Origin of the sequence: Aestuariivita boseongensis, from assembly GCF_001262635.1 — a bacterium.
Classification (GTDB): Bacteria; Pseudomonadota; Alphaproteobacteria; order Rhodobacterales; family Rhodobacteraceae; genus Aestuariivita; species Aestuariivita boseongensis.
Genome location: NZ_JXYH01000090.1, coordinates 1 through 5896 on the forward strand (window position 1 = coordinate 1; position 5896 = coordinate 5896).

The following is a 5896-nucleotide window of genomic DNA, read 5'->3' on the forward strand; positions in this document are numbered from 1 at the left end:
CGTCTGCAAAAGGCCGCGGGGATCGAGGACAGCCCCGCCCAGTTCGCCGCCGACATTCAGGCCAAGGCGAAGGGCGAAAACGATCCCGCTCTGGTCGAGCGCATGGCGCAGGGCGCAGGCCCCGTGATCGACTGGCTGGAAAAGGTGCACGGCCTTCCCTTCTCGGTCGTGGATGATTTCGATTATCCGGGGCATTCGCGACGCAGAATGCACGGCTTGCCATCGCGCGCCGGGCGAGAGTTGATTGACGCCCTGCGCAGCCGCTGCGAGGCGCTGGGCATCGACATCATCTGTAATGCGCGGGTGAAGACGCTGTTTCACGCGGGCGACACCATCGCCGGCGTGGCAGTGACACGCCCCGACGGGCAGGTCGAACGGATCGGCTGTGACGCCCTGATCCTGGCCTGCAACGGTTTTGGCGGGAACCGCGATCTGGTCCGCCAGCACATGCCCGAGATCGACCGGGCCGTCTGGTTCGGGCACGACGGCAACAAAGGTGAGGCGGTGCTGTGGGGCGAGGCTCTGGGCGCGAAAACCCGCCATCTGGGCGCCTATCAGGGCCACGGCAATGTGGTCCATCCCCACGGTATTCTGATCACCTGGGCCACGATCACCGAAGGCGGGTTTCAGGTGAACACGGAAGGCAAACGCTTCTGGGAAGAAAGCCAGGGCTATTCCGAAGCCGCGCGCGCGGTTCTGGCGCAACCCGGCGGCGTGGCCTTCACCATCTTCGATGCACGGATCGCCAGCATCGCCCGCCAGTTCGCCGATTTCCGCGAGGCCGAGGCGCAAGGCGCGATCATCACCGCAGACACCCTTGGCGCATTGGAGCAGCGGCTGGACCTACCAGACGGATCCTTGGTGACCGAGGCCGATCAGCTTTCCAAAGCTGCGCCAGACCGTTTCGGTCGATGCCATCGCGGCCCCGGCCTGTCCGCTCCCTATTGCGCGGTCAAAGTGACGGGTGCGCTTTTTCACACGCAAGGCGGGCTAGTGACAGACGCGTCGGCTCGCGTGCTGCAGAAGAGCGGCGCGCGCTTCCCAAACCTCTACGCTGCGGGCGGCGCGGCCTGCGGGGTCTCTGGGTCGGGCGATGCCGGATACCTGTCCGGCAATGGCTTGCTGAGCGCCGTCGTTCTGGGCCGTCTTGCCGGGCAAAATGTGTGAAGCCGTCCTCTGCCCGGATCGTAGCAAAAAACGTCTGGACAGTCCCTGCCACCTCCCCTAGAACGCCTCCACCCGAAGCCGCAAGGCTTCCCCGTGCCCGGGTAGCTCAGGGGTAGAGCAGTGGATTGAAAATCCTCGTGTCGGTGGTTCGATTCCGCCCCCGGGCACCACTTCAGCCATAATAATAAGGCACCTCAGCATCGCACAGTTTTCACTTCCTGCGTTGCACAGTCATCGCACAGTTTTTCGTGCGTTGCTGGGTGGATTTGGGGGCTGAAAGACTGTGTTGAACACAGTGTTTGGAATCAATGTGTTAGACACACTGTTTGACCACAGTGTTTTACAAAAGGATCTTCTCCACAGTGTTTTGGAACGCAGTCGAAGACAGCGTAAAGTGTGGCGACATCGGCAATGGCAGCAGTGCTACGATGGGCGGTCATCTGATGGTTTTAATCAGATGTCTCCGTTGGGCTTTAAGCGTGAGTTCGGGACATGTTTGCATCAGAGCCTACAAGTCCATGGAGTAGAAACGAAAGTAGTACTGCAATTCGGGCACAAGATTGTAGCTGGAACTCTCCGGGTAAACATCGATCTCTGCAAAACCCAATTTCTCATACAAGCTTCGCATCTCGACATTATTTCTCAATGTGTCGACTAACAGGGTCTTCAAACCCATCTCTTTGGCAGCGCCAATCCTTAGCTCGACGAGTTTTCGTCCAATGCCAAGTCCTCGAGCGCTCGGACGCACAAAAAGGCGCTTCAATTCGCCTTTCTCGCTGCCGACAGACTTCAGCGAACCGCATCCGAGAAGATCTCCGTCTTCACTTCTCGCGAGAAACAAGCGCCCGTTTGGCGGCAAGAACTGATCTATTTCTCGCCAAAACTCTTCGATTGCCTTTCGTCCACCAGCAGGGGCTTTGCCTCCCATCATCGCGATGCGAGAAACCATCAAGTCGTAATACTCTCGAAGGAGCGCATCCAACGGTTCTTTTTCTGGCCGTGACCTTAGGTTTTCATATTCGACTTTCATACTCACCCTAAGAAACCGAATTTCATTCTAGGTTAACTGACGTATTGACTACGTGCCTTCGGCCCCGGACAGGGCAAAGCCGCGCTGATTAAGGTTCGCAACACACTGTTTGACCACAGCAACTGCAACACACTTCTTCCCCACAGTGTTTTGGATCACACACATTGATCAGCCGCAACACGACCCACCTTCTTGGATAGGCGGACAAGGCACAGTTCCGTAGGAGCAATAGACACAGCAATCGCCTGGCAACGGCTTGATCACGGTCCTGCATGATGTGCACTCGTAGAACCACTGACAGGCATCGGTCGGCATGGTCTCCACTGCTTTGTGGCCGCACTCAGGGCACGTGATTTCGCTCTCAAGGATGATGTTCAGATCACTCATTGTGTCACGCCAGAGTTTTTGAAGATCGGTGCGCGTTCATTCGGGTTCAGGGCCCACGGTCAATATCTTGCCGTTGCTCCAGACCAGCGCTTCATAGCACACCTCTGCGCTAGCGCCGCCACACCAACCTCCGTCACGTCCAACAAGAAGGATACGGTCGGGACCCCAATCTATAGTCGCCTCCTCCCTCCATAGATGCGTTGGTTCAATCACTGCCAGTCTCGAAAGGCTTCATAGCCGCGTAAAACGCTTTGTGCGCGGGTGTGCATATTTTGTGTTTTCTCGCCAGTTCGACGATCTTTCCGGACAGCCAAGCGTTTTCCAAAGGTCTCCCATTTTGCAAATCTGTCAGCATTGAAGACTGCGCGCTCGCCCCCATGCCCATGGCAAACGCCATTGTTTTTCCTACAAAACCGTCTTCTAGTTTTACAGCCTCGGCATCGGCAACAGCGACCGCCTCCTTCAAAGCTTGTTCAAATAGTTCTTTTGCGGACTGCTCTTGTTGGGTGAAACCGATTGGCTGCCTGGTCAAACAGGTAATCCCAGAAAAGCTAGCCAAGAATACAAACTTCTCCCATAACTCCCTTGTTATGCTCTCGCTCATAGCAGTTTCAATTTCCGCTTTGCGGCAAGCTGAAACGAACGCCTCTAATCTTTCACTACGCGCCCCGGACATCTCACCCACAGTAAGACGCGCTAGATTGCCGGTGTGGCGAATGATGCCGGGAGCTTCGATTGCAAGTGGAGCATAAGCAATGCCACCAATAGCATGGCCAACCCCAAGAATTTCATCAATTCTTTCTTCAGTACCGATACCATTCTGGAAGGAGATTACGCCTGTTTCTTCAGAAACCAATGGGCGACATTGCTCCACCGCTTCGTTCACACTGTATAGCTTTACAGCGAGCACAACGATGTCTACTGGTCCGATCTCCTTGGGATCGTCCGTGGCTTGAGCAGGAAAAACGACTGTACCACCCACATCACTCTTAATCTGCAGCCCGTTCTCTCGGATGGCCCGCAGATGGTCGCCGCGAGCGACAAACCAAACATCGCTATCCGTCTTCTGAGCAAGCTGTGCGCCGAAGTAGCCACCTATGCCGCCGCTACCCATAATTGCTATCTTCATTGGCTTACCTGTCCTTTAGATGGAAACCGAAACTACATCTACAAGTCGGACTTTATACCATCTATTCCGTTGATCCAGATCGCGGTAGTTTTCGCCGATCTCTCAGCCTGTGCATAAACCAAGAGGCGATGAGCTCTTGGGTAGCTAATATCTGTCATCGCAACACACTGTTTGCCCACAGTAACTGCAACACAGTTCTTCCCCACAGTGTTTGCGAACACGGTCGAAGAAAGCATGTTGCACGATAGCGCTTGGGAACGGCAGCAATGCTAACATGGGCGGTCATCTGATGGTTTTAGTCAGATGTCTCAGAAGAGCCCGTAGCAGACCTCATCAAGAGACTGGACCGCCACATTGATTTACGAGCGAAAGAAGTCCAGCCTAGACTTTGGGTCAAAGGGTGTAAGGTCGTTGTTCTTAAGGATTGTCATTTCATTGATCGCCGCGATGCTCCTCACGCTTGCTGCAACGACCGAGGTGAATGCGGAGGGCGTCCTTGACGGCCATTCCTTTTCAGGAATGATCGGACCGGCTGAAGACCCCGATCTTGAGGACCGCCTCTACTTCGACGATGGCCACTTCTGGTCCGCGATCTGCACCCGCTGCGGATTCATACCTGGACCCTACCTCACTGAGCAGACCGCCGATGGCCTTCGCTTCACCGGCACACTTGAAAGCGACAGCCGTGGCCGCTTCGAATACGATGGGCTGGTGAGGGCCGACGGATCGATCCGCGTTTCGATCACGTGGGAGCGCCGCCGGTGGTACTGGACCTCCCGGCGCGAGATCCTGTTCGTCGGAGAACGCACTTCCGGGTTCGAGATGGCGTCCCTTTCGGACATACGTCAGGAACTGAAACTGGTGAATCCGGAGAGCAACCCTCTATGCTCGCGGTTTTGAAAGGCCTGTGGGCAAGACGCAGAGCGATCGGCCTCTACGGCCTGCTGTTGTTGGGAGGCTGGTTCCTTGGCGATCTGTTGAAGGATCTGACTGTGCCGGAAATGCGTCCTATGAATGAGCCGATGATCCATCGGATCATAATGACGGCGTTCGTTGCCTTCGTCATTCTCGCCGCCATCCCATTTGTTCCGGGAGCCGAGATCGGCTTCGCTCTACTGCTACTGTTCGGCGGACAAGTTGCCCCGCTGGTTTACTTTGGAATGGTCGGCGCGCTGATCCTGTCATTCGTCCTTGCGAGGCTCCTTCCCGCAGCAGTCTTCGCCCACTTTCTGGCCTGGCTGGGGCTGGCAAAGGCGGCGGACTTCGTTGCCAAACTTGAGTCCATCCCGCCGACCGAACGCATCGAAACGCTGTCGACTGTTATCCCGTCAAACCTGGGTCGACGATTGATCGACCACAGGCACCTCTTGCTTGCGGTCGCGCTCAACACGCCGGGAAATTCGCTACTTGGTGGCGGAGGTGGACTCGCCTTCATCGCTGGCGCATCGCGGCTGTACTCGTTCTGGCTCTACCTTGTGGTAGTACTCTGTGCCGTCGCGCCGGTGCCTCTGTTTTTCTACTTTGTCTAGAACCACTTTTGCAGTGTCCGACCCACCTTGGGCCTCAATATATCGTTTCAGCTACGGCCGCTTTGTCCCGCGGAGCAGTCGTTACCGAAGAAAGCAACGAACGTCCGCTAAGGACTTCTTGGCCACGCGTGGTAGGTTTGGCATGGTGGAGGACACAAAATGAGCAAAATTGCATTCAGTATGCGTGATCAGATGGACAGCATGTCCGATGATGAATTCCACAATGCGATGAGCCTGAGCAAAGCTGATTTTCTTGACTATCTCGATATCGCAGCAGCGGCGGAAGATAGATGCCAAGCCAACGTAGGTGAACGGGCGCCGGACTTTTCAGCGCACGTATTAAAACAGGATGGAAGGATTTCATCCGATTTATTCACGTTGTCTAGTCTGCGTGGTGCGCCTGTCTCGTTGATTTTCGGCAGCTACACATGTCCCATATTTCGTCGTCAATCCGAGCGTATGAAGCAGTTGATCGGCGAATTCGAAGACTCAGTTCAGTTCGTCTTCGTTTACACTCTGGAAGCACATCCGACAGACGGATGGAACACAAACTCAAACCGCGCTGACGAAATTATGTACGCACAACCAACAGATATGAATGAGCGTGCCAAGGTGGCCCACGATTGGCGAAGGGCCTACAGTTTTCACAGCCAA

7 protein-coding genes and 1 tRNA gene are annotated in these 5896 nt (G+C 55.4%); 5 read left to right on the plus strand and 3 right to left on the minus strand.

What is annotated here, in order from left to right; all coding sequences use genetic code 11:
* Both TR61_RS18995 and TR61_RS19000 read left to right on the plus strand, forming a co-directional pair.
* On the plus strand, window positions 1-1167 hold a 1167-nt coding region (locus TR61_RS18995), incomplete at its 5' end, for an FAD-dependent oxidoreductase (protein ID WP_050932108.1).
* Between the two features lie 95 nt (window positions 1168-1262).
* Window positions 1263-1337 (plus strand) — tRNA-Phe (locus TR61_RS19000).
* Window positions 1338-1675: 338 nt separating this feature from the next.
* Here TR61_RS19000 and TR61_RS19005 read toward each other — a convergent pair.
* The 3 genes from TR61_RS19005 to TR61_RS19010 form a co-directional block, all read right to left on the minus strand.
* The gene (locus TR61_RS19005; RefSeq protein ID WP_082182051.1) at window positions 1676-2197 is read right to left on the minus strand and encodes a GNAT family N-acetyltransferase; all 522 of its coding nucleotides are present in this window, start codon (window positions 2195-2197) and stop codon (window positions 1676-1678) included.
* Window positions 2198-2365: 168 nt separating this feature from the next.
* Window positions 2366-2584, minus strand: a complete 219-nt coding sequence (locus tag TR61_RS20445) for a GDCCVxC domain-containing (seleno)protein (protein ID WP_082182052.1) — start codon at window positions 2582-2584, stop codon at window positions 2366-2368.
* 205 nt (window positions 2585-2789) lie between these two features.
* Complete coding sequence (locus TR61_RS19010; RefSeq protein ID WP_050932110.1) at window positions 2790-3713, minus strand: ketopantoate reductase family protein; 924 nt, start codon at window positions 3711-3713, stop codon at window positions 2790-2792.
* Window positions 3714-4148: 435 nt separating this feature from the next.
* Between TR61_RS19010 and TR61_RS19015 the strand changes: the two genes are divergently transcribed.
* The 3 genes from TR61_RS19015 to TR61_RS19025 form a co-directional block, all read left to right on the plus strand.
* Window positions 4149-4613: a hypothetical protein gene (locus tag TR61_RS19015; protein ID WP_157440989.1), complete on the plus strand. Its 465-nt coding sequence runs from the start codon at window positions 4149-4151 to the stop codon at window positions 4611-4613.
* Window positions 4598-5242 (plus strand): hypothetical protein, encoded by a 645-nt coding sequence (locus tag TR61_RS19020; RefSeq protein WP_050932112.1) that lies wholly within the window; start codon window positions 4598-4600, stop codon window positions 5240-5242. Before TR61_RS19015 ends, TR61_RS19020 begins: the two co-directional genes overlap by 16 nt.
* 159 nt (window positions 5243-5401) lie before the next feature.
* Window positions 5402-5896, plus strand: a 495-nt coding sequence (locus TR61_RS19025) for a deiodinase-like protein (protein ID WP_157440990.1), incomplete at its 3' end; no start/stop codon positions are given.

Excerpts from the sequence above, each read along its gene's own strand:
- TR61_RS20445 (WP_082182052.1), bottom strand. The coding sequence starts at position 2,584 with ATGAGTGATCTGAACATCATCCTTGAGAGCGAAATCACGTGCCCTGAG.
- TR61_RS19005 (WP_082182051.1), bottom strand. The coding sequence starts at position 2,197 with ATGAAAGTCGAATATGAAAACCTAAGGTCACGGCCAGAAAAAGAACCG.
- TR61_RS19020 (WP_050932112.1), top strand. The coding sequence starts at position 4,598 with ATGCTCGCGGTTTTGAAAGGCCTGTGGGCAAGACGCAGAGCGATCGGC.
- TR61_RS19010 (WP_050932110.1), bottom strand. The coding sequence starts at position 3,713 with ATGAAGATAGCAATTATGGGTAGCGGCGGCATAGGTGGCTACTTCGGC.